The 24870-nt window shown below is 72.6% G+C and carries 21 protein-coding genes and 1 pseudogene; 18 read left to right on the top strand and 4 right to left on the bottom strand.

Translation table 11 applies throughout. The features are described from left to right. The first annotated feature begins 44 nt into the window (after positions 1–44). Positions 45–380: a hypothetical protein gene (locus tag ABZ576_RS16640; RefSeq protein WP_360740751.1), complete on the top strand. Its 336-nt coding sequence runs from the start codon at positions 45–47 to the stop codon at positions 378–380. A 145-nt stretch (positions 381–525) separates the two neighbouring features. Here the strand turns inward: ABZ576_RS16640 and ABZ576_RS16645 are convergent, their stop codons facing one another. Then, the gene (locus tag ABZ576_RS16645; protein ID WP_360740753.1) at positions 526–939 is read right to left on the bottom strand and encodes a PPOX class F420-dependent oxidoreductase; all 414 of its coding nucleotides are present in this window, start codon (positions 937–939) and stop codon (positions 526–528) included. A 125-nt stretch (positions 940–1064) separates the two neighbouring features. On the opposite strand from ABZ576_RS16645, the gene clpB reads away from it, so the two are divergent. Together clpB and ABZ576_RS16655 are read left to right on the top strand one after the other, a co-directional pair. After that, positions 1065–3662 carry an ATP-dependent chaperone ClpB gene (gene clpB, locus ABZ576_RS16650; RefSeq protein ID WP_360740755.1) on the top strand — a complete coding sequence of 866 codons (2598 nt, stop codon included), beginning with the start codon at positions 1065–1067 and terminating at the stop codon, positions 3660–3662. 360 nt (positions 3663–4022) lie between these two features. Then, the gene (locus ABZ576_RS16655; protein WP_360740756.1) at positions 4023–4583 is read left to right on the top strand and encodes a YbjN domain-containing protein; all 561 of its coding nucleotides are present in this window, start codon (positions 4023–4025) and stop codon (positions 4581–4583) included. A 105-nt stretch (positions 4584–4688) separates the two neighbouring features. On the opposite strand, the gene ABZ576_RS16660 is transcribed toward ABZ576_RS16655, so the two are convergent. Both ABZ576_RS16660 and ABZ576_RS16665 read right to left on the bottom strand, forming a co-directional pair. After that, positions 4689–5882: a pyridoxal phosphate-dependent aminotransferase gene (locus ABZ576_RS16660; protein ID WP_360740758.1), complete on the bottom strand. Its 1194-nt coding sequence runs from the start codon at positions 5880–5882 to the stop codon at positions 4689–4691. 336 nt (positions 5883–6218) lie between these two features. After that, positions 6219–6668, bottom strand: a complete 450-nt coding sequence (locus tag ABZ576_RS16665; protein ID WP_360740760.1) for a hypothetical protein — start codon at positions 6666–6668, stop codon at positions 6219–6221. A 223-nt stretch (positions 6669–6891) separates the two neighbouring features. Here ABZ576_RS16665 and ABZ576_RS16670 point away from each other — a divergent pair. From ABZ576_RS16670 to ABZ576_RS16740, 15 genes and pseudogenes are all read left to right on the top strand, one after another. Beyond that, positions 6892–7315, top strand: a pseudogene (locus ABZ576_RS16670) (tyrosine-type recombinase/integrase); the annotation flags it as partial. Positions 7316–8635: 1320 nt separating this feature from the next. Then, positions 8636–9178: a DUF2617 family protein gene (locus ABZ576_RS16675; protein ID WP_360740762.1), complete on the top strand. Its 543-nt coding sequence runs from the start codon at positions 8636–8638 to the stop codon at positions 9176–9178. Positions 9179–9257: 79 nt separating this feature from the next. Next, positions 9258–10892, top strand: coding sequence for a polyamine aminopropyltransferase (locus tag ABZ576_RS16680; RefSeq protein ID WP_360740764.1), 1635 nt, complete (start codon positions 9258–9260; stop codon positions 10890–10892). A 147-nt stretch (positions 10893–11039) separates the two neighbouring features. Next, positions 11040–11999 (top strand): SRPBCC family protein, encoded by a 960-nt coding sequence (locus ABZ576_RS16685; RefSeq protein ID WP_360740766.1) that lies wholly within the window; start codon positions 11040–11042, stop codon positions 11997–11999. 46 nt (positions 12000–12045) lie between these two features. Further along, complete coding sequence (locus tag ABZ576_RS16690; RefSeq protein ID WP_360740768.1) at positions 12046–12834, top strand: aldose 1-epimerase; 789 nt, start codon at positions 12046–12048, stop codon at positions 12832–12834. Between the two features lie 10 nt (positions 12835–12844). Further along, positions 12845–13393, top strand: coding sequence for an orotate phosphoribosyltransferase (pyrE, locus tag ABZ576_RS16695; protein ID WP_360740769.1), 549 nt, complete (start codon positions 12845–12847; stop codon positions 13391–13393). A 142-nt stretch (positions 13394–13535) separates the two neighbouring features. Next, positions 13536–14558: a class II fructose-bisphosphate aldolase gene (fbaA, locus tag ABZ576_RS16700; RefSeq protein ID WP_360740771.1), complete on the top strand. Its 1023-nt coding sequence runs from the start codon at positions 13536–13538 to the stop codon at positions 14556–14558. A gap of 63 nt (positions 14559–14621) precedes the next feature. Further along, positions 14622–16103: an MFS transporter gene (locus tag ABZ576_RS16705; RefSeq protein ID WP_360740773.1), complete on the top strand. Its 1482-nt coding sequence runs from the start codon at positions 14622–14624 to the stop codon at positions 16101–16103. After that, positions 16100–16513 carry a DUF3151 domain-containing protein gene (locus ABZ576_RS16710; protein ID WP_360740775.1) on the top strand — a complete coding sequence of 138 codons (414 nt, stop codon included), beginning with the start codon at positions 16100–16102 and terminating at the stop codon, positions 16511–16513. The genes ABZ576_RS16705 and ABZ576_RS16710 overlap by 4 nt, the downstream gene beginning before the upstream one ends. Positions 16514–16665: 152 nt before the next feature. Further along, complete coding sequence (locus ABZ576_RS16715) at positions 16666–17514, top strand: tryptophan 2,3-dioxygenase family protein (RefSeq protein ID WP_360740777.1); 849 nt, start codon at positions 16666–16668, stop codon at positions 17512–17514. Then, on the top strand, positions 17507–18718 hold the full coding sequence (gene kynU, locus ABZ576_RS16720) for a kynureninase (protein ID WP_360740779.1): 1212 nt from the start codon (positions 17507–17509) through the stop codon (positions 18716–18718). The genes ABZ576_RS16715 and kynU overlap by 8 nt, the downstream gene beginning before the upstream one ends. Positions 18719–18901: 183 nt before the next feature. Next, positions 18902–19828: an alpha/beta hydrolase gene (locus ABZ576_RS16725; protein ID WP_360740781.1), complete on the top strand. Its 927-nt coding sequence runs from the start codon at positions 18902–18904 to the stop codon at positions 19826–19828. A 173-nt stretch (positions 19829–20001) separates the two neighbouring features. Next, on the top strand, positions 20002–21348 hold the full coding sequence (locus ABZ576_RS16730) for a histidine kinase (RefSeq protein WP_360740783.1): 1347 nt from the start codon (positions 20002–20004) through the stop codon (positions 21346–21348). Beyond that, on the top strand, positions 21345–22010 hold the full coding sequence (locus ABZ576_RS16735; RefSeq protein WP_360740785.1) for a response regulator transcription factor: 666 nt from the start codon (positions 21345–21347) through the stop codon (positions 22008–22010). The genes ABZ576_RS16730 and ABZ576_RS16735 overlap by 4 nt, the downstream gene beginning before the upstream one ends. Before the next feature lie 54 nt (positions 22011–22064). After that, entirely contained in the window at positions 22065–23285 is a 1221-nt protein-coding gene (locus ABZ576_RS16740) for a cytochrome P450 (protein ID WP_360740787.1), read from the top strand. A gap of 33 nt (positions 23286–23318) precedes the next feature. Here ABZ576_RS16740 and ABZ576_RS16745 read toward each other — a convergent pair whose 3' ends face one another. Further along, positions 23319–24830, bottom strand: coding sequence for an APC family permease (locus ABZ576_RS16745; protein ID WP_360740788.1), 1512 nt, complete (start codon positions 24828–24830; stop codon positions 23319–23321). Positions 24831–24870: the final 40 nt, after the last annotated feature.

Genomic DNA, 24870 nt, shown 5'->3' on the forward strand with positions numbered 1-24870 from the left:
CGGTGCCACGTCCGCCACCCCCGGTGACACGGTGTGGAGCTGACGTGACCACTCCACCTGACGACCGCTCCTTCCGCCGAGAAATGGCCACCGCCTACCGCTCCGGCTGGCACTTCATCGATCTGGTCACCGCCATCCCCCACAGTGGTGACTCGCTGATGGTGACCGTGTTCGGCGAGCCGGTCGTCGTCACGCGGGACGAGGACGAAGACGTGCGGGCGTACCGGTGCCTGCGCAAGCCGCGTGGCGCGCCGCAGCCGGTGCGATGTGCCATCCGGTACGGAATGATCTTTGTGAACCTGGACCAGCGGGATCACCGGCTGTACGAGCCGGCGGAGTCCGACCTGAGGACCATCTCGGCCACCCCCCGCAGTGCCTGACGCGATTCCCCCGTCGTAACACATCGCTCAGGCGCTTCCCCCCGCAGCGGCGTCACCGTGACCTGAACACGGTGACGCCGCTGCAGTTTTCCGGGGATATTCCGGGTATGGGCGGACTTCCATGGTGGCTGGAAACCATCGGGTCTCAGCCGTGCCCGAGGGCCCGCTCCACTTCGATCTCGATGACCACCCGGGACGGGTTCGGCGCGGGCGTCCGCCGGTACCGCTCGGCGTACCGGCGCACCGCCTCGCCGACCCGCTCCGGCTCGGTCCGCACCCGCGCGCGCCCCTCCAGCGTCGCCCAGCGCCGGCCGTCCACCTGGCACACCGCCACCCGGGCGCCCTCGTCGCCCGCGGCGCGCACATGGGCCACCTTCGCGCTCGTCCCGTTCGTGATCACCCGGGCCAGCCGCGCCGCCGGGTCGTAGGTCACCCCGACCGGGACGACGTGCGGGCTGCCGTCCGGCCGCAGGGTGGTCAGCGTGCACAGGTGCCGTTCGCGCCAGAAGGCGAGGTACGGCTCGTCGGGGGAAACCAGGTTCACGGAGTGCCTCGTCATGAGCGCAACCTAGCCCCGGAACGCTCCCGTAGAGACCTTGAGTGGAATAGACTCAACTTTGTGTACGCTGGTTAAGTCAGCAGCGGAGAGCGGTCTGCACCGCCACGAGGAGGAGAACGGACAAGGTGGACGCCGAGCTGACCAACAGGAGCCGGGACGCGATCAACGCGGCCAGCAACCGTGCCGTGACCGAGGGGCACCCGGACCTCACCCCTGCCCACCTGCTGCTGGCTCTGCTCCAGGGGCAGGAGAACGAGAACATCACCGACCTGCTCGCCGCCGTCGAGGCCGACCAGGCGGCCGTGCGCGCCGGGGCGGAGCGCATCCTGGGCTCGCTGCCCAGCGTGACCGGCTCCACCGTGGCGCCTCCGCAGCCCAACCGCGAGCTGCTGGCCGTCATCGCCGACGCGGGTGAGCGCGCCAAGGAGCTCGGCGACGAGTACCTGTCCACCGAGCACCTGCTGATCGGCATCGCCGCGCAGGGCGGCGCGGCCGCCGACCTGCTCAAGGGGCAGGGCGCCGAGGCCGGGAAGCTGCTGACGGCCTTCCGCAAGGCCAGGGGAGGACGCCGCGTGACCACCGCCGACCCCGAGGGCCAGTACAAGGCCCTGGAGAAGTTCGGCACCGACTTCACCGCCGCCGCCCGCGAGGGCCGGCTGGACCCGGTCATCGGACGGGACCAGGAGATCAGGCGGGTCGTGCAGGTGCTGAGCCGCCGTACGAAGAACAACCCGGTGCTCATCGGCGAGCCCGGCGTCGGCAAGACCGCCGTCGTGGAGGGCCTCGCCCAGCGGATCGTCAAGGGGGACGTGCCGGAGTCGCTGAAGGACAAGCGGCTGGTCGCACTGGACCTCGGCGCGATGGTGGCCGGCGCCAAGTACCGCGGCGAGTTCGAGGAGCGGCTGAAGGCCGTCCTCGCCGAGATCAAGGGCTCCGACGGCCAGATCATCACCTTCATCGACGAGCTGCACACCGTCGTGGGCGCCGGCGCCGGCGGGGACTCCGCCATGGACGCCGGGAACATGCTCAAGCCCATGCTCGCGCGCGGCGAGCTGCGCATGGTGGGCGCCACGACGCTGGACGAGTACCGCGAGCGGATCGAGAAGGACCCGGCGCTGGAGCGGCGCTTCCAGCAGGTGCTGGTCACCGAGCCGACCGTCGAGGACACCGTGGCGATCCTGCGCGGTCTCAAGGGCCGCTACGAGGCCCACCACAAGGTGCAGATCGCGGACAGCGCCCTGGTGGCCGCCGCCACCCTGTCCGACCGGTACATCACCTCCCGCTTCCTGCCGGACAAGGCCATCGACCTCGTGGACGAGGCCGCCTCCCGGCTGCGCATGGAGATCGACTCCTCGCCCGTGGAGATCGACGAGCTCCAGCGCGCCGTCGACCGGCTCAGGATGGAGGAGCTGGCGATCGGCAAGGAGACCGACCCGGCCTCCCGGGAGCGGCTGGAGAAGCTGCGCCGCGACCTCGCCGACAAGGAGGAGGAGCTGCGCGGCCTGACCGCCCGCTGGGAGAAGGAGAAGCAGTCCCTCAACCGGGTCGGCGAACTGAAGGAGAAGCTGGACGACCTGCGCGGCCAGGCCGAACGCGCCCAGCGCGACGGCGACTTCGACACCGCCGCCAAGCTCATCTACGGCGAGATCCCGCAGCTGGAGAAGGAGCTGGAGGCCGCCTCGGCCGCCGAGGAGCAGGCCGCCGAGGACACCATGGTCAAGGAGGAGGTCGGCTCCGACGACATCGCCGACGTCGTCGCCGCCTGGACCGGCATCCCGGCCGGACGGCTGATGGAGGGCGAGACGCAGAAGCTGCTGCGGATGGAGGAGGAGCTGGGCCGGCGGCTCATCGGCCAGACCGAGGCCGTCCGGGCGGTCAGCGACGCCGTACGGCGCTCCCGGGCCGGCATCGCCGACCCCGACCGCCCGACCGGGTCCTTCCTCTTCCTCGGCCCCACCGGTGTCGGCAAGACCGAACTCGCCAAGGCGCTCGCCGACTTCCTCTTCGACGACGAGCGGGCCATGGTCCGCATCGACATGTCGGAGTACGGCGAGAAGCACAGCGTGGCCCGGCTGGTCGGCGCACCCCCCGGCTACATCGGCTACGAGGAGGGCGGCCAGCTGACCGAGGCGGTGCGGCGGCGACCGTACAGCGTGGTGCTGCTGGACGAGGTGGAGAAGGCCCACCCGGAGGTCTTCGACGTCCTGCTCCAGGTGCTGGACGACGGCCGCCTGACGGACGGCCAGGGACGCACGGTCGACTTCCGCAACACCATCCTGGTGCTCACCTCCAACCTGGGCAGCCAGTTCCTGATGGACCCGCTGACCACCGAGGAGCAGAAGAGGGAACAGGTCCTCGAAGTCGTCCGCAGCTCGTTCAAGCCGGAGTTCCTCAACCGGCTCGACGACCTGGTGGTCTTCTCCGCGCTGACCAAGCCCGAGCTGGAGCGGATCGCCGAGCTCCAGATCGGCCGTCTGGCCAAGCGGCTGGCCGAGCGCCGGCTCGCCCTGGAGGTCACCCCGCAGGCGCTGGCCTGGCTCGCCGAGGAGGGCCTCGACCCGGCCTACGGCGCCCGCCCGCTGCGCCGCCTGGTGCAGAGCGCCATCGGGGACCGGCTCGCCAGGGAGATCCTCTCCGGCGAGATCAAGGACGGCGACACGGTCCGCGTCGACCGCTTCGGCGAGGGTCTGCTGGTCGGGCCGGCCACGGGCAAGACGCTGTGACGCTCGGGTGGTGAACGCCGGACGTGCGCGAGGGCCCGGTCCGGGCCCTCGTACGCCACGGTGACCTCCGCGGCGTACGCGCCGAAGCCCGGCTCGGACGCGCCCGGGACCAGGCCGGCACAGTCGGGGAACCCCGTGGAACCGTCACCCGGACCAGGGCCGCGGCGGGCAGCGCCGACAGCGCCGCGAACAGCCCCCCACCTGGTCCGTCCCCGTGCCCTCACGCCATCCCCGTGCCGTACGCCCGCCACCCGGCCGCCGGATCGTGTCAGCCCACGGCTGACAGGGCCCCGCCGGGGCTTGCCACCCCCCTCCCCGCATGGGGGAGGATGGCGGCATCCGCATGAAGGGAAAAACACGGTGAGCATCGACCCGTCCTCGATTCCGAACTTCGGGGGCCAGCCCGAACCGCAGCCCCAAGGACCGGTTGGCCCCGTCCTCCCGGATCAGGACCTGGTGAAGCAGCTTCTCGACCAGATGGAGCTGAAGTACATCGTCGACGAGGAGGGTGACCTCGCGGCGCCGTGGGAGCAGTTCCGCACCTACTTCATGTTCCGCGGCGAGGAGGAGCAGGCGATCTTCTCGGTGCGGACCTTCTACGACCGCCCCCACAAGATCGACGAGCGGCCCCAGCTGCTGGAGTCCCTCGACGAGTGGAACCGCCGCACCCTGTGGCCCAAGGTGTACACCCACACCCACGACGACGGCACCGTCCGTCTGATCGGTGAGGCCCAGATGCTGATCGGCACGGGCGTCGACATCAACCACTTCGTCTCCTCCACGGTCAGCTGGGTGCGGGCCGCGATCGAGTTCGACAAGTGGCTGGTCGAGCAGCTCGGCCTGGAGCAGGAGGTCAACGAGGCGGAGACGCCCGAGAACGGCGCGGACGGCGCCGGCAGGCCCGAGGGCGACGGGGAGTAACCGAGCCCGGACCGGTCCGGGGGCGCACCGCCCCCGGACCGCACCCTTCCGCGTGCCCGCACCCTTCCGCGTGCCCGCGGCCGGGCCGCCGCCTCGCGGGGTGCCTCACATGCCCCGCAGGCGCTCCGCCGCCTCGCGCAGCACGTCCTCCCGCTTGCAGAAGGCGAACCGCACGAACGGCGCCCCCGCCTCCCGGTCGTCGTAGAAGACCGCGTTGGGGATGGCCACGACGCCCGCCCGCTCCGGCAGCGCGCGGCAGAAGGCGAACCCGTCCTTCTCGCCGAGGGGCCGGATGTCGGTGGTGATGAAGTAGGTACCGGCCGGCCGGAACACCTCGAAGCCCGCCGCCGTCAGCCCCTCCGCCAGGATGTCCCGGCGGACCAGCATGCCCCGGCGGAACTCCTCGAAGTAGCTGTCGGGCAGCGCGAGGGCCTCGGCCACCGCGTACTGGAAGGGGCCCGAGGAGACGTACGTCAGGAACTGCTTCACCGCCCGGACCGCGCCCACCAGCTCCGCGGCGGCCGTCACCCAGCCGACCTTCCAGCCGGTGAACGAGAACGTCTTGCCCGCCGAGCCGATGGTCACCGTCCGCTCGCGCATCCCGGGGAACGTGGCCAGCGGCAGGTGCGCGGCGTCGTCGAAGACCAGGTGCTCGTAGACCTCGTCGGTCACCACCAGCAGGTCCCGCTCCACCGCCAGCTCGGCGATCGCGGCCAGCTCCGCGCGCGTGAGGACCGTGCCCGTCGGGTTGTGCGGGGTGTTGATCAGCAGCAGCCGGGTGCGGTCGGTGACCGCGGAGCGCAGTTCGTCCAGGTCCAGACGGAATCCGGCGCCCCCCTCGTAGTGCGGCCGCAGGGTCACCGGCACCCGCCGGCCGCCCGCCATCGCGATGCTCGCCGCATAGGAGTCGTAGTACGGCTCCAGCGCCACGACCTCGTCCCCGGGCTCGACCAGCGCCAGCAGGGCGGCCGCGATCGCCTCGGTGGCGCCCGCCGTGACCAGCACCTCCGTGTCGGGATCGTAGGACAGGCCGTAGCGGTGCCGCTGGTGCGCGGCGATCGCGGTGCGCAGCTCGGGGACGCCGGGCCCCGGTGGGTACTGGTTGCCGCGGCCGTCGCGCAGCGCCCGTACGGCGGCCTCGCGGACCTCTTCGGGGCCGTCGGTGTCGGGGAAGCCCTGCCCGAGGTTGATCGACCCGGTCGCCACGGCGAGCGCCGACATCTCGGCGAAGATCGTGGTCCCGAACGCGGCGAGCCGGCGGTTGAGGTGGGGGCGTGCGCTGGAGGTCATGCCGGTCATCCTGCGCCCAAGCTCTGGACTTCCTCAACTCACCTTCACGGATGAGCGCCTGCGGCCGTATCCAACGCGCCAGCCCTGAGCTGGGCGAATGCTGTCATCAACTGTCGTTGTTTGTCGTCATTGGCCGTCTCCGGACGGCCCCGAGACGGCCCCTCACTGCTGTCGTCTGACACTGAACATGCACCGACTGCCAGGGAAGTGGACCACCGGCCGCAGTCCCCCGGGAAGGGCGGGGCGCACCGGTTCCCCGCTTACGTCAAGATCAGGTGGCGGCGCGGTTGTCGCCCCGCTGCCGGAGCAGCGGTGTGCCGGATCGGCGCGTGGGGAGGCGGGGGGCTACCTCACGTCTTTCTCAGCCAACCCCTCCTCGAAGCGGTCGGCCAGGATGCCGACGACCATGGCCGACCCAATAGCGATTTTCAGAAGCTGCTCTTTGGTGTTTTCCGTGCTGTCGTCGCTGTACGGAATCAGGCTGAAGTGGTGACGCAGGGCCAGCTGCCCGCCGATGTTGACGGCGCCCGGCCTACGCCACTCCTCCCCGAGCTGCTCAAGAAGTGCTGAGATGTTGAGCCCCTCAGCGGCGGCGATGAAGGACGTGGCAGCGACCCACCCCATGTTTTTGCCGTCGGACTCGAAGAGCACCTTCTGGCGGCGCTTCTGCGTGCTGCCCTCCTCGGCAGGGACGTCCATGGTGGCCGACACCTTCGTGCCGTCTCGCCCTACTGACACGTTCTCGGTGCCGAACGCATCGGTGAGGACTTCGATGAATCGCTGCCACGTCGCCATGGTTACCCTGCTCCTGGATCGTCGGATGTGCCTCGTGCTCAACGGGCATACCGCCTACAGGTCACGGCCACGGGACACGGACGATCGGCCCGCGGACGGACGGGGTCACCTCCCTCACCTCAAGACTTACGAACTGATCCGAAGCAACTTGGGAGCTATGGCCCACGGACAGGTTCTGACGGTCCATCTTCGATGGCACATAATCCAACTCCGATGTCAGAGCTCCGTCGCGGAAGCCGTCCGGGCGCACATCGACGCTTTCAAACCCGCCGAGATCACGTTGCCGTGGGACGTGCCCGAAGGGCCGAAGGTGTCTGCCCGGCTGATCTTCACGGCCGAGCAAGGGGGAATGGTGTGGCGGAGCAACTTCAACGGCAAGGAGTGGAAGCCCGCTCTCGCGGCGGCAGGGCTCATCCCGGAAGCCGACGGTGACGGCAAGTACGAGTCGGCGCGCGCACGGGATGCACGCCCTACGGCACTTCTACGCCTCCGCGCTGCTGGACGCGGGCGAGAACATCAAGGCCGTCAGCGAGTACATGGGGCACGCCGATCCAGGGCTGACTCCGCGGGTGTACGCCCACCTAATGCTTGATAGCCGCGAGCGCGCCCGCCGCGTCATTGACTCGGTGTTTGCGAGCACAAGCTGACGGGACGCCGGAGTACCACGACCCGGGTGTCCCATCACCAGGAGTTGCCTGCGAAAACGGGCGGGACGGTGAGGCGCTGAGCTGTCCTGCCTGTCCGTCAATGACCTGTTCACGGGGGGCGGCGCCTTGAGACCTGGGCGGAGGAGTAGTCCAAGTCGGGGGGGGACTGCTCCCCCCCCCGCTCTCGTTGATCAGGTCCCCCGCAGACGGAAGGAACATCACGTGACTGACGTTGACTCGCTGTTTGGCGGCGCGATCCCGCCCATCGGCACGGACTTCCCATTCGAGATGTACGCGGCGAATGCGCCGCTGAAGATCGACACCTTTCGGCGGCCTCGGGCTCGACTTCAAGGGCCGCATCAACGTCGCGGGGCTGTTTGATGCGATGCCACACGCGATTACCTGGCTTCGCGTTCTGGGGAAGATCACGGCCCACAGACGGCCCAGTGAACCCCGGACGGCCCCTGAACTGCCCTTCTGTGCAGGTCAGGGGCCGTAGTCGTGCGAAAACCCTCTGAACTTCCTCAACTGTGCTTTGCGCGTTCGGGCGGTGGGGCATCTCCCCGGCACCGCGCGGGACGCGGCAGTGCGCGAGGCGCCCACGGGGGGCCGCTTCGGGGGAACGGAAGGAGGGTGGCGCCATGAGTGACACAGCGATCGCGGGCATCATCCTGGCGGTGGTCGTAGTCGTGCTCATCGCGGTGAGCCGGGCGCGTCGCAGCCGGCGGCGGGTGAAGCCGTCGCTCGGCAAGGGCGGTGCGCGCGGCCGGGGACACCGCTCGGTGTCGTCGGCGTCGTCGTCGGCGTCCAGCACCTACGGCGGTGGCAGCTGGTGGGCCGGGGGCGGCGACTCCGGCTCGTCGGGGGGACACGGCGGACATCACGGGGGGCACGGGGGGCACTCCTGCTCGAGCCACTCGTGCGGTGGCGGCTCGTCGTGCGGCGGAGGTTCGTCGTGCGGCGGCGGGGGCGGATGCGGGGGAGGCAGCTGACACGGGGCAGCCGGCCTCGCGGCAACGGGGGAACCGCATCCGGGCCACACGGCCGAGCGCCCGTCGGAGCAGTTTTCCGGCGGGCGCTCGGCACGTCCGGGCCCGCTCCCGGCGTACGCCATGGTTGAACAGTTGAGCTGTGGAGCCCCCCGAGGGATGGAAACCCCACGAAGTTGGGTAAAAACGCTGTGGCGGCGCCTCTGTTCATGATTCCCTCTAAATCGCCAACGCAGCCCCTCGGACGTCCCCGCAGGCTCCCCACCCCGGCCGGGCCGGCTGGGCTGACATGGCCGATCTCCCCCTCATCGCGTGTTAGCGGAGCCGATCCATGCTCACGACCCTGAACACCTCCTATACCGATACGCGCGCTGCGGACCTCGCCTGGGCCCTGGGACGCGAGCCGCTGCCCGCCCTCGCCACCCTCGACCTGGAACTCACCGGCGCCAAACTCCAGTTGCGACTGCTCGGCGCGTCCCATCAGGTGCTCCTGGAGGAGCCGCGAGGCATCTGTTCGGAGACGGTCGCGTGCATCCCCGGTTCCAGCACCCCGCTGCCGCTGGGCGTCGCCAAGCGGGTCGGCGACTGGGAGTACGAGTTCGCCGCCCGCGTGGAGGTGCTCACCCCCGGCTCGTTCGAGGGCCGCGCCCAGGAGCTGCTGGCCCTCGTCTCCGACCATCCGCACGGCCTCGCCGGTGTCTTCCCCGGCAGTCCGCACGCCTTCACCGCGATGCTCGCCCAGCGGCAGGAGGGCCAGGTGCACTGGCGCACCTGGCACGCCTACCCGCAGGACGGCCAGTTGGTGGCCACCCGGACCCGGGTCGGGGCGCGGGCACGGGTGCGCAGCCAGGCCGATCACTTCCCGGCGGCATAAACCCCGCACGCGCCGACCGCCGCCGTTTCCACACGTGTGGGTGACGAAGCGTGCCGAGTGTCTGACGTAACGTCGCAGCGTGATCGAACCGCACGCCCCCGCGCCCCCGGGCGCCCCGCCCCACCGGACAGGCCCCGCACGGCTGCCCGTCCGGCCCGGCACCGGGCGGTTCCTGGTCCTCGTGTGCGTCTTCGTCTGTGCGGCCTGCGGACTCGTGTACGAACTCGAACTCGTCGCCTTCGGCTCGTACGTGACCGGCGGAACGGTCACCCAGGCCTCCGTGGTGCTGTCCGTGATGGTGTTCGCGATGGGGATCGGCTCCCTGGGCGCCAAGCGGCTGCGCTGGCACGCGGCGGCCGGGTTCGGCGCGGTCGAGTCGGCCCTCGCGCTGGTCGGCGGGTGCAGCGCGATGGCCCTGTACGCGGTGTTCGCGTGGACCGGCGGCTGGGGCGGTGCCTGGGCCGACGGCTCGCGCTGGCTGCTGGCCGCCTTCTCCCTCGTCATCGGTCTGCTCATCGGCGCCGAGGTCCCGCTGCTGATGGAGCTGATCCAGCGCGTCCGCCGGCAGGACGCGGGCGGCGCGGTGGCCGACCTGTTCGCCGCGGACTACGTGGGCGCACTCGTCGGCGGCCTGGCCTTCCCCTTCCTGTTGCTGCCGTTCTTCGGCCAGTTGACCGGCGCGCTGCTGACCGGCATGGTCAACGTCGTCGCGGGCGGCGCCCTCGTCCTCGGCCTGTTCCGCCGCGACCTCAGCCGCCGTGCCCGCTGGACCCTGCTCGCCGCCGGTGTCACCGTCCTCTCCGTCCTCGCCTCCGCCGCCGCCCTCGCCGGCGACTTCGAACGGACCGCCCGGCGCGCCGTGTACGGCCCGGACGTCCGGGTGGCCGTGCAGACCGGCGTCCAGGAGGTCGTCCTGACCGGCGGCACCCACGGGCGGCCCCTCGGCCTCTACCTGGACGGCCGGCTGCGGGCCGGCGGCCGGGACGAGCGCCGGTACCACGAGGCCCTGGTCCAGCCGGCCCTGGCCGGCCCGCACGCCCGTGTCCTGATCCTCGGCGGCGGTGACGGCCTGGCCGCCCGCGAGGTGCTGCGCCACCGCGGGGTGCGCCGCGTCGACATCGTCGAACTCGACCCCGGACTGCTGCGCCTGGCCCGCCACGACCCCGGCCTGGCCGCCGCCAACGGGCACGCCCTCGCCGACCCGCGGGTGCGCGTCACCGCCGCCGACGCGCTCGCCTGGCTGCGCGGGGCGCCCGGTCCGGCGTACGACGTGGTGATCGCCGACCTCCCCGACCCCGGCGTCACCGCCGGCACCAAGCTGTACTCGCAGGAGTTCTACGGCCTGGTCCGCCGCGTGCTGGCCGGGGACGGGCGCCTGGCCGTCCACGCCGGTCCCGTCACCGTCCGCCCCCGCGTCTTCTGGACCGTCGCGGCGACCCTGCGCACGGCCGGCTTCGCCGGCTCGCCCTACCGGGTCCTCGGCGACGGCCCCGGCCGGGCGGCCGGGGCCGGACGCGCACCGGGCACCTTCCGCGCGCCCCGCGACTGGGGGTTCCTGCTGGCGGCCCCGGGAGGCACCGCACCGCCCCTGCGGCCGGGCCCCGGCCGGCCGCGCACCCTCACCCGGGCCGGGCTGGCGGCGGACGCGAGGGCCGCGGAACGCACGCGGGTCGGGGGGCTGCGGGCGTCGACGCTGCTGCATCCGCGGTACTGAGACGACCGCGGCGCGGAGACGGCCGCGGTGCCGAGACGGCGGCAGTGCCGAGGCGACCGCGGCGCCGAGGCGCAAACGGGGGGCAGGGGGCGGGGCCACCGGCGCGACAGGGTGAGTTCCGGCCACGACTGGGTAGGCTCACCGACCATGAGGCACCAGGTCTTCGTCCCGGTCCCCGCCGAGAGGCTCGGCGCGGCGCTGGCCGACCCCGCACGCGTCGCCCGGGCGGTTCCCGGACTGCACCAGGACGCCGGTGCCGAACCCGTCGCCGGCCGGCTGAAGCTGCGCGTCGGCGGACACTCCGTCACCTACCGGGGGACGGCCCGGGTGACGGCCCGCGAGGACGGTTCGTACGCCGTCGAGGGCGATGCCACCGAGGCCCGCGGCACCGGCGCGGTCACGTTCGCGCTGACCCTGCGCCTCGCGGACGGTGACGGCGGCTGCGCCGTCACGGCCGAGGGCACGGCGGAGGCCTCCGGACGGATCACCGAACTGCCGGCGGACGCGGTGACCTCGGCGGCGACCCGGCTGCTGAACCGCTTCCTGGAGAACCTCGCGACGGACGGGGACGACACGCAGGAGCCCGCGGACGAAGCGGAGGGACCCGCGGACGAAGCGGAGGAAGGCGGGGCCGGGACGCAGGAGGGCGAGGCCGCGCCCCCGGAGTCCGCGCCCCAGGAGTCCGCGGCCCAGGAGTCCGCGCCCCAGGAGTCCGCGGCCCGTGAGGCCGAGGCGCGCGAGCCCGGGGCGCCGGGGGCCGACTCCGGCCGTGCCTCCGTCTTCGGCACCGGGGCACCCCCGTCCGCCCCGGGCCCGGGCGGGGACGACGGTGTCGAGCTCGACGTCGGCACCGGCGCCGCCGACCGGCCCGCCGGGGACTTCGCCGACACCGGTGAGCCGCCGGCCGAGGCCGCGCACGCCCGCCGCACGATGATCGGCCGCAGCGCCGAGGAGGTCGACCACGCCCCGCCCCGCGGCCGTTACGCCCCCGTGCCGGCCCCCCAGACCATCGCCGGGAACCCGGCCCTGCGCTGGGCGGCCCCCGCCGCGGCGCTGGCCGTGGCCTCGGCGATCGTGGTGACCCGCGCCCTGCGCAGGCGACGCTGAACGGCCTTGCGCACGCCCTCTTGATCGCCCCAGTAGGGTCGGTCACGTGAGTGACGAAGACATCACGCTGACCGCGGGCGACGCGGAAGTGACCGTGCGGCCCGGCAACGGCGGCCGGATCGGCGGACTGCGGATCGGTGGCGCCGAGCTGCTGCGGCAGGGCGAGCGCTACGGCTGCTTCCCGATGGTGCCCTGGTGCGGGCGGATCCGGGACGGCCGCTTCCTGGACGGTGCCACCGTGCGCCAGATGCCCCTCAACTCCCCGCCGCACGCCATCCACGGCACCGCGCGCGACGGCGCCTGGCGCACCGCGCGCACGGCGGCGCACGAGGCGGTCATCACCTACGACCTGGTCGACCCCTGGCCGTACCGCGGCCGCGTCACCCAGGTGGTCACGCTGGCCGAGGACAGCCTGACGCTGACCATGTCCGTGGAGGCGTACGACGACTCCTTCCCGGCGCAGATCGGCTGGCACCCCTGGTTCAACCGGAACGTGGACGGCGCGGACGTACGCCTCGACTTCACGCCGGCCTGGCAGGAGGAGCGGGGCGCCGACCACCTGCCCACCGGCAACCGCACCGAGCCCGCGCCCGGTCCCTGGGACGACTGCTTCGGCATGCCCGGCGGCGTCGACGTCACCCTCACCTGGCCCGGCCGGCTGGAGCTGAAGGTGGCCAGCCGCGAGGAGTGGGTGGTCGTCTACGACGAGCAGGCCGAAGCCGTGTGCGTCGAGCCGCAGACCGGCCCGCCCAACGGCCTGAACACCCTGCCGCGCCTGGTCACCCCGCTGGAACCGCTGGAAGCCACGACCACCTGGACCTGGCGCCGCCTCTAAGCTGGTCGGCATGACGGACGCACGCGGCGAGCTGCTGCAGCACATCAAGGACAAGGCCGTGGTGCACGGCAAGGTGACCCTGTCGTCGGGCAAGGAAGCCGACTACTACATCGACCTGCGCCGGATCACGCTGGACGGCGCGGCCGCCCCGCTGGTCGGTCAGGTCATGCTCGACCTGACCGCCGAACTGGACTTCGACGCGGTCGGCGGGCTCACCCTGGGCGCCGACCCGGTGGCCACCGCGATGCTGCACGCCTCCCACGCGCGCGGGAAGACCCTGGACGCCTTCGTGGTGCGCAAGGCGGGCAAGGCGCACGGCCTCCAGCGCCGGATCGAGGGCACCGAGGTCGCGGGCCGCCGGGTGCTCGCCGTGGAGGACACCTCCACCACCGGCGGCTCGGTGCTGACCGCCGTGGAGGCGCTGCGCGAGGCCGGCGCGGAGGTCGTGGCCGTCGCCACGATCGTGGACCGGGCGACCGGGGCGGCCGAGGCGATCGCCGAGCAGGCGGGGGTGCCCTACCTCTTCGCCTTCTCGAAGGATGAACTGGGACTGGACTGACGACCCGGATTGACCTGGACTTGACCGGCGCATGGACCATCGGTTCATGTCTGGGAAGATGGGGCCGACGATGACGTCGCCCCCAAGGTCTAGGTCAGGGCCGTAACGCAGAACGCCAACCCGCAACTCAAGGAGCGGACAGATGCCCATCGCAACCCCCGAGGTCTACAACGAGATGCTCGACCGGGCGAAGGCAGGCAAGTTCGCCTACCCGGCCATCAACGTCACCTCGAGCCAGACCCTGAACGCGGCGCTGCGCGGCTTCGCGGAGGCGGAGAGCGACGGCATCGTCCAGATCTCGACCGGCGGCGCCGAGTTCCTCGGCGGCCAGTACAGCAAGGACATGGTGACCGGCGCGGTCGCGCTCGCCGAGTACGCGCACATCATCGCCGAGAAGTACCCGGTCAACATCGCGCTGCACACCGACCACTGCCCGAAGGACAAGCTCGACGGGTACGTGCGTCCGCTGCTGGCGCTCTCCAAGAAGCGCGTCGACGCGGGTCTGGCCCCGCTGTTCCAGTCGCACATGTGGGACGGCTCGGCCGAGACCCTCGCCGACAACCTGGAGATCGCGCAGGAGCTGCTGGAGCAGGCCCGCGCCGCCAAGATCATCCTCGAGGTCGAGATCACCCCGACCGGCGGCGAGGAGGACGGCGTCACCCACGAGATCAACGACGAGCTGTACACCACCGTCGACGACGCGATCCGCACCGCCGAGGCCCTGGGCCTGGGCGAGAAGGGCCGCTACCTGCTGGCCGCCTCCTTCGGCAACGTGCACGGCGTCTACAAGCCGGGCAACGTCGTCCTCCGCCCCGAGCTGCTGAAGGAGCTCAACGAGGGCGTCGCCGCCAAGTTCGGCAAGGCCGCGCCGTTCGACTTCGTCTTCCACGGCGGCTCCGGCTCCACCGAGCAGGAGATCCTGACCGCGCTGGAGAACGGCGTGGTGAAGATGAACATCGACACGGACACCCAGTACGCCTTCACCCGTCCGGTCGCCGCGCACATGTTCCAGAACTACGACGGCGTCCTGAAGGTCGACGGCGAGGTCGGCAACAAGAAGGCCTACGACCCGCGCACCTGGGGCAAGCTGGCCGAGGCGAGCATGGCCGCCCGCGTCGTGGAGGCCACGCAGCACCTGCGCTCGGCGGGCAACAAGATCAAGTAAGCGGCGCATGACCACGGGCCCGGCGGCTGTCCATGCCGCCGGGCCCGCTGTATACCTGGGACCATGCCCGATGTCCGGCTGGCCGCGCCCCAGGGCAAATGGATCCTGTTCACCACCGTGCTCGGCTCCAGCATGGTCATGCTGGACTCCACCGTCGTCAACGTCGCCCTCCCGCGCATCGGCCACGACCTGGACGCGAGCCTCGCCACGCTCCAGTGGACGGTCAACGCCTACATGGTCACCCTGGCCGGCCTGATCCTGCTCGGCGGTTCGCTGGGGGACGTGTACGGCCGCCGCCGGGTCTTCGTCCTCGGCGTGCTCTGGTTCGCCGCCGCCTCGCTGCTGTGCGGCCTGGCCCCGACCTCCGGCGTGCTGATCGCCGCGCGCGCGTTGCAGGGCGTCGGCGGCGCCCTGCTCACCCCCGGCTCGCTCGCGCTGATCCAGGCGTCCTTCCACCCCGACGACCGCAGCCGCGCGGTCGGCCTGTGGTCCGGCTTCGGCGGGATCGGTGCCGCCGTCGGCCCGTTCCTCGGCGGCTGGCTGGTGGCCGGCCCCGGCTGGCGCTGGGTGTTCCTGCTCAACGTGCCGCTGGCGCTGGTGTGCGTACCGGTCGCCCTCCGGCACGTGCCGGAGTCGGCCGGCCGCCGGGAGAGCGGCCGCTTCGACGTCCTCGGGGCGGCCCTGGGCGCCCTGGCCCTCGCCCTGCTGACCTACGCCCTCATCGAGGCCCGGTCGGGTTCCCCCGCGGTGGCCCTGACGGCGGCGGCGGGCCTTGCCTCCGCGGTGGCCTTCGTGTCCGTGGAGCGGCACCGCGCCGCCCCGATGCTCCCGCCGGACATCTTCGCCTCGCGCTCCTTCACCGCGGTCAACCTGGTCACGCTGTGCGTGTACGCGGCCTTCGGCGGCTTCTTCTTCCTCACCGCCCTCCAGCTGCAGGTGGTGGCGGGCTACTCACCGCTCGCCGCCGGTACGGCCCTGCTCCCGACCACCGCGCTGATGCTGCTGTTCTCCTCCCGCTCGGGCGCCCTCGCCGACCGCACGGGCCCCCGGCTCCCCCTGACGGCGGGTCCGCTGCTCTGCGCCGCGGCGATGCTGCTGATGCTGCGCGTGGGGGCGGACGCCGACTACCCGACGGACGTCCTGCCCGCGGTGCTGGTGATGGGCGCCGGCATGGTCACCCTGGTCGCGCCGCTGACGGCGACCGTCCTCGCCTCCGTCGACACCGCCCGCGCCGGCCTGGCCAGCGGCATCAACAACGCGGCGGCACGGGCGGCGGGCCTGATCGCCGTGGCGGCGCTCCCGCTGCTGGCGGGGATGGGGCCGGAGGCGTACCGGTCGCCGGCCGCCTTCGACGCGGCCTTCGACCGGGCGATGCCGATCTGCGCGGGCCTGCTCGCCGCCGGTGCGCTGCTGGCGTTCGCGCTGGTCCGCCGCCCCTCCCCGGGCTGCCGCCGGCCGGAGTGCCGCACCCACGGCTCGGTGGCCTCTCCACCTCTGGAGGGTCAAGGGCCGGGAGCACCGCGCGGTGACAGACTGAGCCCATGACGATTCACGAGAACCTCCTCGGCGGCCCGCCCCCCACCCACCTCCCCGACGACCCGGAGCCCCGGCAGGCCCTGGCGGACGGCACCGCGCCCGCGGACGTCGCCGCGAAGCACCCCACCTCCTCCCTCGCCTGGGCCCAGCTGGCCGACGAGGCGTTCGAGCGGGGCTCGGTCGTGGAGTCGTACGCCTACGCCCGTACGGGCTACCACCGCGGCCTGGACGCCCTGCGCCGCAGCGGCTGGAAGGGGCACGGCCCGGTGCCCTGGGAGCACGAGCCGAACCGCGGCTTCCTGCGCGCCCTGCACGGTCTTGCCCGCGCCGCCCAGGCCATCGGTGAGCAGGAGGAGTACGAGCGCTGCACGCAGTTCCTGAAGGACTCCTCACCGACGGCGGCCCAGACCCTGGGCTGACCCGTAGGGGGAGGTCACCGGTGTGGCCCGTCTGGCAGCAGACGGGCCTTGCCGTGGCCGGGGGGATTGCGGAGGATGCCGGTGGGGACCGGGGCCCCCGTGCCGGCATCGGCAGGGGCGGACCGCTACCCGGAGTAACACAGGAGACAGCGATGTCCCAACAGGCTCACCCCCCTCACGAGGCCGCTGAGCCCGAGACCCCGAATCTCGATTTCGCGGGGACGACGCCGTATGAGGACTACGTCAAGGCGGACGTCCTCACCCACCTCCAGCAGACCCTCTCCGACGACCCCGGAGAGATGGTCTTCCTGGTGACGACCCAGGTCATGGAGTTGTGGTTCACCGTCATCGTGCACGAGTGGGAGACGGCGGCGCAGGCGCTGCGCGCCGACGACGTGCCCACCGCGATCGCCGCGCTGAAGCGCTCCGTGCGCGAGCTGGAGGCCCTCAACGCCTCCTGGAAGCCGCTGGGCCAGCTCACCCCGGCGCAGTTCAACTCGTACCGCAGCGCGCTCGGCGAGGGCTCGGGCTTCCAGTCGGCGATGTACCGGCGGCTGGAGTTCCTGCTCGGCGAGAAGTCCGCGTCCATGCTCGTCCCGCACCGCGGCGCCCCGCGCGTCCACGCGGAACTGGAGAAGGCCCTGCACGAGCCGAGCCTGTACGACGAGGTGCTCCGGCTCCTCGCGCGCCGCGGCCACGCCGTCCCCGCCTCCGTGCTGCACCGTGACGTGGCCCGGCGGTACGAGCCCTCGGACGCCGTCGAGGCGGCCTGGGCGGAGATCTACTCCGGCGACCAGGACGCCGAACTCGTCCGCCTCGGCGAGGCGTTGAGCGATGTGGCCGAGCTGGTGTGGCGCTGGCGCAACGACCATCTCGTCGCCACCCGGCGCGCGATGGGCGCCAAGGCCGGAACCGGCGGCTCCGCCGGTGTGGCCTGGCTGGAGAAGCGCGCCCGCAAGAACGTGTTCCCGGAACTGTGGACGGCGAGGTCGCATGTCTGAGCTGGCCCTGCACGCCGAGAAGCTGGACGCGGCGGACGAGCTGGCGCCGCTGCGGGAGCGTTTCGTCCTGGACGACCCGTCCGGCCGTGCGGCGGACACCGCCGGCGTCTACCTGGACGGCAACTCCCTGGGCGCCCTGCCCACGGGCGTCCCGGACCGGGTGGCGGACGTGGTCCGGCGCCAGTGGGGCGAACTGCGCATCCGCTCCTGGGACGAGAGCGGCTGGTGGACGGCGCCCGAGCGGATCGGCGACCGGATCGCCCCGCTGGTGGGCGCGGCACCCGGCCAGATCGTCGTCGGCGACTCGACGAGCGTGAACGTCTTCAAGGCGCTGGTCGCGGCCGTCCGCATGGCCGGGGACGCCCGGGACGAACTGCTGGTCGACGCGACGACCTTCCCCACGGACGGCTACATCGCCGAGTCGGCGGCCCGGCTGACCGGCCGCACGCTGCGCGCGGTGACCCCGTCACAGGTGCCGTCGGCGCTGAGCGACCGCACGGCCGCGGTGCTGCTCAACCACGTCGACTACCGCACCGGCCGGCTGCACGACCTGCCGTCGCTGACGGCCGCGGTCCACGCCTCCGGCGCCCTCGCGGTCTGGGACCTGTGCCACAGCGCGGGCGCGCTGCCGGTGGGCCTGGACGAGCACGGGGTGGACCTGGCGGTCGGGTGCACCTACAAGTACCTGAACGGCGGCCCGGGTTCGCCCGCCTTCCTGTACGTGCGCACCGAGCACCAGGACCGCTTCGACTCCCCCCTGCCCGGCTGGAACTCCCACGCCGAGCCCTTCGGGATGAGCCCGTCCTACACCCCGGCACCGGGCGCCCTGCGCGGCCGGGTCGGCACCCCGGACATCCTCTCCCTGCTGGCGCTGGAGGCGGCCCTCGACGTCTGGGAGGGGGTGTCGGTCACCGCCGTCCGCGCCAAGTCCCTGGCGCTCACGGACTTCTTCCTGCGGTGCGTGTCCGCGTACACGGAGCCCGGCCGGCTGGAGTGCGTGACGCCCGAGCGGCACGAGGAGCGGGGCAGCCAGATCGCGCTGCGCTGCCCGGACGCGGGCGAGGTGATGAAGCGCCTGATCGCCCGGGGCGTGGTCGGCGACTTCCGCCACCCCGACGTCCTCCGCTTCGGCTTCACCCCGCTGTACGTGGGCTTCCGGGACGTGGAACGGGCGGCTCGGGTGCTGGGGGAGGAGGTCCGGTAGGGCGGTGGGGCGGTGGGCGGGGGGCCGGCGCCCCCGCCTCCCCCTGCCGCCCCGGCCCCCTGCACCACTCACCCAGCGTCACATCCCCGTATCCCCGCACGTCACCGGCCTGATACCGTCCCCGCCGACGGCCGATTTCCCTCCTGGTCCGCCAAATTCGTTCCTTCGCTGAGAGGTTGGAGCATGCCGGACGACGCAGCAGCAGCCCGCGCCGCCGCCGAAGAGGAGTCGGCCTTCTCGCACCCCGTGGTCGACCCCGACGTCACCGCCGCCTACGGTGACCACCCCGACCAGGTGATCGACTTCTACGCGCCCCGCACCGGCCCGGAGTCCGCCGCGAACGGCGCACCGGCCCCCCTGGTCGTCGTCCTGCACGGCGGCGCCTGGCGCGCCCGCTACGACCGCCGCCACATCACTCCGTTCGCGGACTACCTGGCCCGCGGAGGCTTCGCGGTGGCCAACGTCGAGTACCGGCGGGGCGGCGAGCCGCTGATCCCGGGGCAGCAGGCGGGGCGGGAGGAGCCGGCCGGGGCCGGCGGCACGCCGCTCGCCGGGCGCTGGCCGGACACGTTCGACGACGTGGCGGCGGCTCTGGACGCCCTGCCCGCGCTCGTGCGCGAGGCGCTTCCGCAGGCGGATCCCCGCCGCACGGTGCTGACCGGCCACTCGGCGGGCGGGCACCTGGCCCTGTGGGCGGCGGCCCGGCACGTCCTCCCCGCGGACGCGCCCTGGCGCACCGACGGCCCGGTGCCGCTGCGCGGTGTCGTCGCGCTGGCCCCGATCGCGGACCTCGAGGTGGCGGAGAAGCTGGGCGTGTGCGAGCACGCGTCGCTGCAGCTGCTGGGCGGACCGGACCACTTCGCCGAACGCCGGCCGTACGCGGACCCCGCGCTGCTCCTCCCGACGGGCATCGCCACGACGCTCGTCCAGGGCCGCGGCGACCTGGACGTACCGGAGCAGGTGGCCGAGTCGTACGCCGAGGCGGCGGCCAAGGCGGGCGAGATGGTCGGGCTGACGCTCCTGGAGGACGTGGGTCACTTCCCGCTGATCGACCCCGCGGCGGACGCCTGCGCGGTGGTGGCGGAGGAGATCGCCCAGCTCGCCTGGTGAGTCCGCGATGTGAGTCCGCGATCACCTGGTGCCGGCGCTGATCGCGCAGGGCCTGTCGCACGCGCAGACCGCCGAGCGGCGCCGACCCGCACCCCGTAGTACCTGAGGGGGACCCGCGAGGACCCCCTCCAAGGGGACGACCGCGCCCCCCGCCCCCGCCTACCGTGTGGCACGTGACCGAGACGACGCACACGCAGACGCCGCCGGGCCCGGCCGCCAGGCCGCGCAGCCCCGAGGCCAGGCTGGCCGCGGACGCCCTGCGCGGGCTGTGGCAGGACCTGTTCCACGACGCCTTCGCCTACCGCCCGCTGCCCCGCAGGACCGTGGCCGGCCCCCTCTCCCGCCACTTCTCCGAGCGGATGCGGGCATACGCGGCCTGGACACCGCACGGCGTGGTGGTGGCCGGCGGACTGGTCGCGATGGCCGCCGGCATGGTGGACACGGACGCCGGCCCGACGGCGCTGATGTCCGGGCTGCTCGCCCTGGCGCCGGTGCTGCTGACCCTGGTGCGCCCGGTCGGCGCGTTCTGGCTGTCGTTCGCGGCGACCACCGCCACCGCCGTGCTCGGCGGCGACTGGGGGAGCTGGCCGTGGCTGCCGGGCAGCCTGGTGTCCCACCTGCTGGTGCTGACGATCGTGGCGAGCCGTACCCGCCCGCGCGCGGCGGCCTGGATGTGGGTGCTGACCGGGGTGTACGGCTTCTTCGCCGAGGCCCTCTTCGGCTTCGGGCACTACGACACCGACACCGGCCCCATGCTGCTCGTGTCCGCGCTGCTGCTGCTGGCCGTCACGGTCCGGCACACACGCCGGCAGGCACAGCAGGAGGTGACCGCCCAGCAGACGGTGACCGAGCACGAGCGCTCGCGGCGCACCCTGCTGGAGGAGCGCACGACGATCGCCCGCGAGCTGCACGACGTGGTCGCCCATCACATGTCGGTGGTCGCCATCCAGGCGGAGGCCGCGCCCTACCGGGTGGAGAACCCGCCGCCGGAGCTGGAGAAGGCGTTCGCCACCATCCGGGAGAACGCGGTGGCGGCCCTGACCGAGCTGCGCCGCGTCCTCGGGGTGGTCCGCGCGGAGGACTACGAGGCACCGGACGCCCCGCAGCCCACCCTGGCCGACCTGGACGGGCTGCTCGCCAACGTACGCGAGGCCGGTCTGCGGGTGGAGAAGGCGGTGACCGGCGCGGTGCGGGAGCTGCCGCAGGGGGTGGAGCTGTCGGCGTACCGGATCGTGCAGGAGGCGCTGAGCAACGCGCTGCGGCACGCTCCGGGGGCCGGGGCACGGGTGGAGATCGGGTACGTCCTCGGCGGCCTGGGACTGCGCGTGGTCAACGGTCCGCCGCCGGCCCCGCACCTGGTCAAGGCGTCCCCCGGCGCCGGGCACGGCATCACGGGCATGCGGGAGCGCGTGTCGATGCTGAACGGCGAGATGACGGCGGGCCCGACGGCCGACGCGGGCTACGAGGTGACGGTGTTCCTGCCGGTGCCGGCCGCCACGGCGACCGAGGACGGGGCATGACGATCCGCGTACTGATCGCGGACGACCAGATGATGGTCCGCGAGGGCTTCTCCGTCCTGCTGAACGCGATGCCCGACATCGAGGTCGTCGGCGAGGCCGTCAACGGCCGGGAGGCGGTCGAGCGGGTGCGTGAACTGGCCCCGGACGTCGTGCTGATGGACATCCGGATGCCGGAGCTGAACGGCATCGAGGCCACCCGGGAGATCGTCGCGGCGGACGGGACGGCGAAGGTGCTGGTGCTGACCACGTTCGACCTGGACGAGTACGTGTACCAGGCGCTGCGCGCGGGCGCCTCGGGCTTCCTGCTCAAGGACGCCTCGGCCCGCCGGCTGGCCGACGGCGTCAGGGTGGTGGCGGCGGGCGAGGCCCTGCTGGCCCCCTCGGTCACCAAGCGGCTGATCACGGAGTTCTCCCGGCTGGCCGACGCGCCCCGGCTGGTGCCGTCGGCGCAGGCGGCGTACGGGCAGCTGACGGAACGGGAGACGGAGGTGCTGGTACTGATCGCGCAGGGCCTGTCGAACGCGGAGATCGCCGAGCGGCTGGTGGTGGCGGAGTCGACGATCAAGACGCACGTCAGCCGGGTGCTGGTGAAACTGGGACTGCGGGACCGCACCCAGGCGGCGGTGTTCGCCTACGAGGCGAGGCTGGTCACACCGGGCTGAGCCGCGGCCCCCTCACCCTGGCCGGCGGGGGACGCCCGGGGCTACCGTCCGTCCATGGCAGCTGCTGCGGACCTCGCCTTCGACCCCTGGGACCCGGCGTTTCTCGCGGACCCGTACCCGGCCTACGCCGAGCTGCGGGCGCGCGGCCGGGTGATCCGGTACGAGCCGACCGACCAGTGGCTGGTGCCGCACCACGCGGACGTCTCGGCGCTGCTGCGCGACCGCCGGCTGGGCCGCACCTACCGGCACCGGTTCTCGCACGAGGAGTTCGGGCGGACACCGCCCCCGCCGGAACACGAACCGTTCCACACCCTCAACGACCACGGGATGCTCGACCTGGAGCCGCCGGACCACACCCGGATCCGGCGCCTGGTGTCGAAGGCGTTCACCCCGCGCACGGTGGAGCGGCTGCGGCCGTACGTGGCGGCTCTCGCCGGCGAACTGGTGGACCGGCTGGTCGCGGCGGGCGGCGGGGACCTGCTCACGGACGTCGCCGAGCCGCTGCCCGTGGCCGTCATCGCCGAGATGCTGGGCATCCCCGAGCCGGACCGGTCCCCGCTGCGCCCCTGGTCGGCACAGATCTGCGGGATGTACGAGCTGAACCCGTCGCAGGAGACGGCCCGGAAGGCGGTGCGCGCCTCGGCCGAGTTCTCGGACTATCTGCGCGAGCTGATCGTCGAGCGCCGCAAGGAGCCGGGCGACGACCTGATCTCCGGGCTGATCGCCGCGCACGACGAGGGCGACCGGCTGACCGAGCAGGAGATGGTCTCCACGGCCGTACTGCTGCTGAACGCGGGGCACGAGGCGACCGTCAACGCCACGGTCAACGGCTGGTACGCCCTGTTCCGCAACCCCGGCCGGCTCGCCGCCCTGCGCGCCGACCACTCCCTGGTCCCCTCCGCGGTCGAGGAGCTGATGCGCTACGACACCCCGCTCCAGCTCTTCGAACGCTGGGTGCTGGACGACATCGAGATCGACGGCACGACGATCCCGAGGGGCGCGGAGATCGCCCTGCTCTTCGGTTCGGCCAACCACGATCCGGCGGTCTTCACCGACCCCGGCCGGCTGGACCTGACCCGCGCGAACAACCCGCACATCTCCTTCGGCGCCGGCATCCACTACTGCATCGGCGCGCCGCTGGCCCGGCTGGAACTCGCGGCCTCCCTGACGGCCCTCCTGCGCCGGGCCCCGACCCTGTCCCTCGCGGCGGACCCCCGGCGCAAGCCGAACTTCGTGATCCGCGGCCTGGAGGGGCTGGCCGTCGAGGTGGCCTGAGCACCCCCGCACCGGGAGCGGACGACCGGAGCCTCAGCGCTCCTTGGTGTCCTCCAGCACCGTCCGCCCCAGCAGCGCGTACCGCTCGGGGGCGCGGCGCTTGAGGTAGTGGGCGTAGCCGAGGCCGGTGGCCGCGACCAGCGCGACCAGCCACGGGGTCGCCTTCAGGACGAGCGAGCCGGACTCCGGGCCGGCCGCCACGCCCATGTTGGACACCAGCAGCACGACGACCGCGAGCATCGCGACGCCGCCCAGCAGGGGCGCGGTGAAGGTGCGGAACCAGTGCCGGGTCTCGGGGTGGTGGGAGCGGAAGTACACCAGGACCGCGAAGGAGCACACGGCCTGGACGACGAGGATCGCCATGGTGCCGAGGATGGCGAGCAGGACGTAGGTACCGGTGTACGGGTCCTTGCCCGCGATCCAGAACGCGGCGATCAGCAGCCCGCTCACCGCCGTCTGCACCAGGCCCGCGATGTGCGGGGAGCCGTGCCGGGCGTGGGTGCGGCCGATGGTGCGCCGGAGCGCGGGCAGGACGCCCTCCCGCCCGAGGGCGTACAGGTAGCGGGCGGCGCAGTTGTGGAAGGCCATGCCACAGGCCAGCGAGCCGGTGATCATCAGCCACTGCATGACGTCGACCGCCCAGTGGCCGACGTAGCGCTCGGTCGGGTCGAAGAACATCGCGAGCGGATTGGCGGACGAGGCCGCCCGCACGGCCGCCGCCTCGCCGTTGCCGGTGATGGCCATCCAGGAGACGAAGACGTAGAAGACGCCGACGCCGAGCACGCTGATCAGCGTCGCCTTGGGGATGATCCGCTTCGGGTCGCGGGACTCCTCGCCGTACATCGCCGTGGACTCGAAGCCGACCCAGGACCAGAAGGCGAAGAAGAGACCGAGGCCGGCGGAGGTGCCCCGGAAGGCGTTCACCGGGTCGACGGGCGCGAAGGTGAAGCCGTGCGGGCCGCCGCCGTGGAAGGCCACGGAGACCGCCATCGCCGCCAGCACGGTGACCTCGGTCGCCAGCAGCGCCACCAGCAGCTTCTCGGCGACGCTGACGCCGAACCAGGTCCCGGTCGCGTTGACCGCGAGCATCAGGGCCGCGAAGGCCCACCAGGGCACGTCCAGTCCCGTCTGGTCCTTCAGGGTGGTCGTGGCGAAGGTGGAGAAGATGCCGATCAGCGCCGGTTCGAAGACGACGTACGCGAAGGTCGCGAGCAGTCCGGAGGCCAGTCCGACGGTGCGTCCCAGGCCGTAGGAGATGAAGCCGTAGAAGGCGCCGGTGGACGTGATGTGCTTGGCCATCGACGTGAAACCCACGGAAAAGATTGCCAGTACGACCATTGCGACGAGATAGCTCGCGGGTGCCCCGACGCCGTTCCCGGAGGACACCATGAAGGGCACGTTGCCGGTCATCGCGGTGATCGGCGCGGCGGTGGCCACGGCCATGAACACCACGCCGAGCAGGCCCACTGCGTTGGGTTTCAGCCGGTGGACCGTGCCGCCGTCACCGCTGTCCGTCGCCGGGGCAAGGCCCTCGTCCACTGCCATCCCATGGCCCCTTCCGTGTCCGGCCCGTGGGTCCTGATGG

The organism is Streptomyces sp. NPDC013455 (assembly GCF_040632975.1).
Taxonomy (GTDB): domain Bacteria; phylum Actinomycetota; class Actinomycetes; order Streptomycetales; family Streptomycetaceae; genus Streptomyces.

Coding starts and splice junctions, on each gene's coding strand:
- ABZ576_RS16705 (WP_360740773.1), top strand. CDS start 14,622: ATGCCCGATGTCCGGCTGGCCGCGCCCCAGGGCAAATGGATCCTGTTC.
- kynU (WP_360740779.1), top strand. CDS start 17,507: ATGTCTGAGCTGGCCCTGCACGCCGAGAAGCTGGACGCGGCGGACGAG.
- ABZ576_RS16740 (WP_360740787.1), top strand. CDS start 22,065: ATGGCAGCTGCTGCGGACCTCGCCTTCGACCCCTGGGACCCGGCGTTT.
- ABZ576_RS16675 (WP_360740762.1), top strand. CDS start 8,636: ATGCTCACGACCCTGAACACCTCCTATACCGATACGCGCGCTGCGGAC.
- fbaA (WP_360740771.1), top strand. CDS start 13,536: ATGCCCATCGCAACCCCCGAGGTCTACAACGAGATGCTCGACCGGGCG.
- ABZ576_RS16745 (WP_360740788.1), bottom strand. CDS start 24,830: ATGGCAGTGGACGAGGGCCTTGCCCCGGCGACGGACAGCGGTGACGGC.
- pyrE (WP_360740769.1), top strand. CDS start 12,845: ATGACGGACGCACGCGGCGAGCTGCTGCAGCACATCAAGGACAAGGCC.
- ABZ576_RS16735 (WP_360740785.1), top strand. CDS start 21,345: ATGACGATCCGCGTACTGATCGCGGACGACCAGATGATGGTCCGCGAG.
- ABZ576_RS16660 (WP_360740758.1), bottom strand. CDS start 5,882: ATGACCGGCATGACCTCCAGCGCACGCCCCCACCTCAACCGCCGGCTC.
- ABZ576_RS16665 (WP_360740760.1), bottom strand. CDS start 6,668: ATGGCGACGTGGCAGCGATTCATCGAAGTCCTCACCGATGCGTTCGGC.
- ABZ576_RS16645 (WP_360740753.1), bottom strand. CDS start 939: ATGACGAGGCACTCCGTGAACCTGGTTTCCCCCGACGAGCCGTACCTC.
- ABZ576_RS16715 (WP_360740777.1), top strand. CDS start 16,666: ATGTCCCAACAGGCTCACCCCCCTCACGAGGCCGCTGAGCCCGAGACC.
- ABZ576_RS16710 (WP_360740775.1), top strand. CDS start 16,100: ATGACGATTCACGAGAACCTCCTCGGCGGCCCGCCCCCCACCCACCTC.
- ABZ576_RS16725 (WP_360740781.1), top strand. CDS start 18,902: ATGCCGGACGACGCAGCAGCAGCCCGCGCCGCCGCCGAAGAGGAGTCG.
- ABZ576_RS16685 (WP_360740766.1), top strand. CDS start 11,040: ATGAGGCACCAGGTCTTCGTCCCGGTCCCCGCCGAGAGGCTCGGCGCG.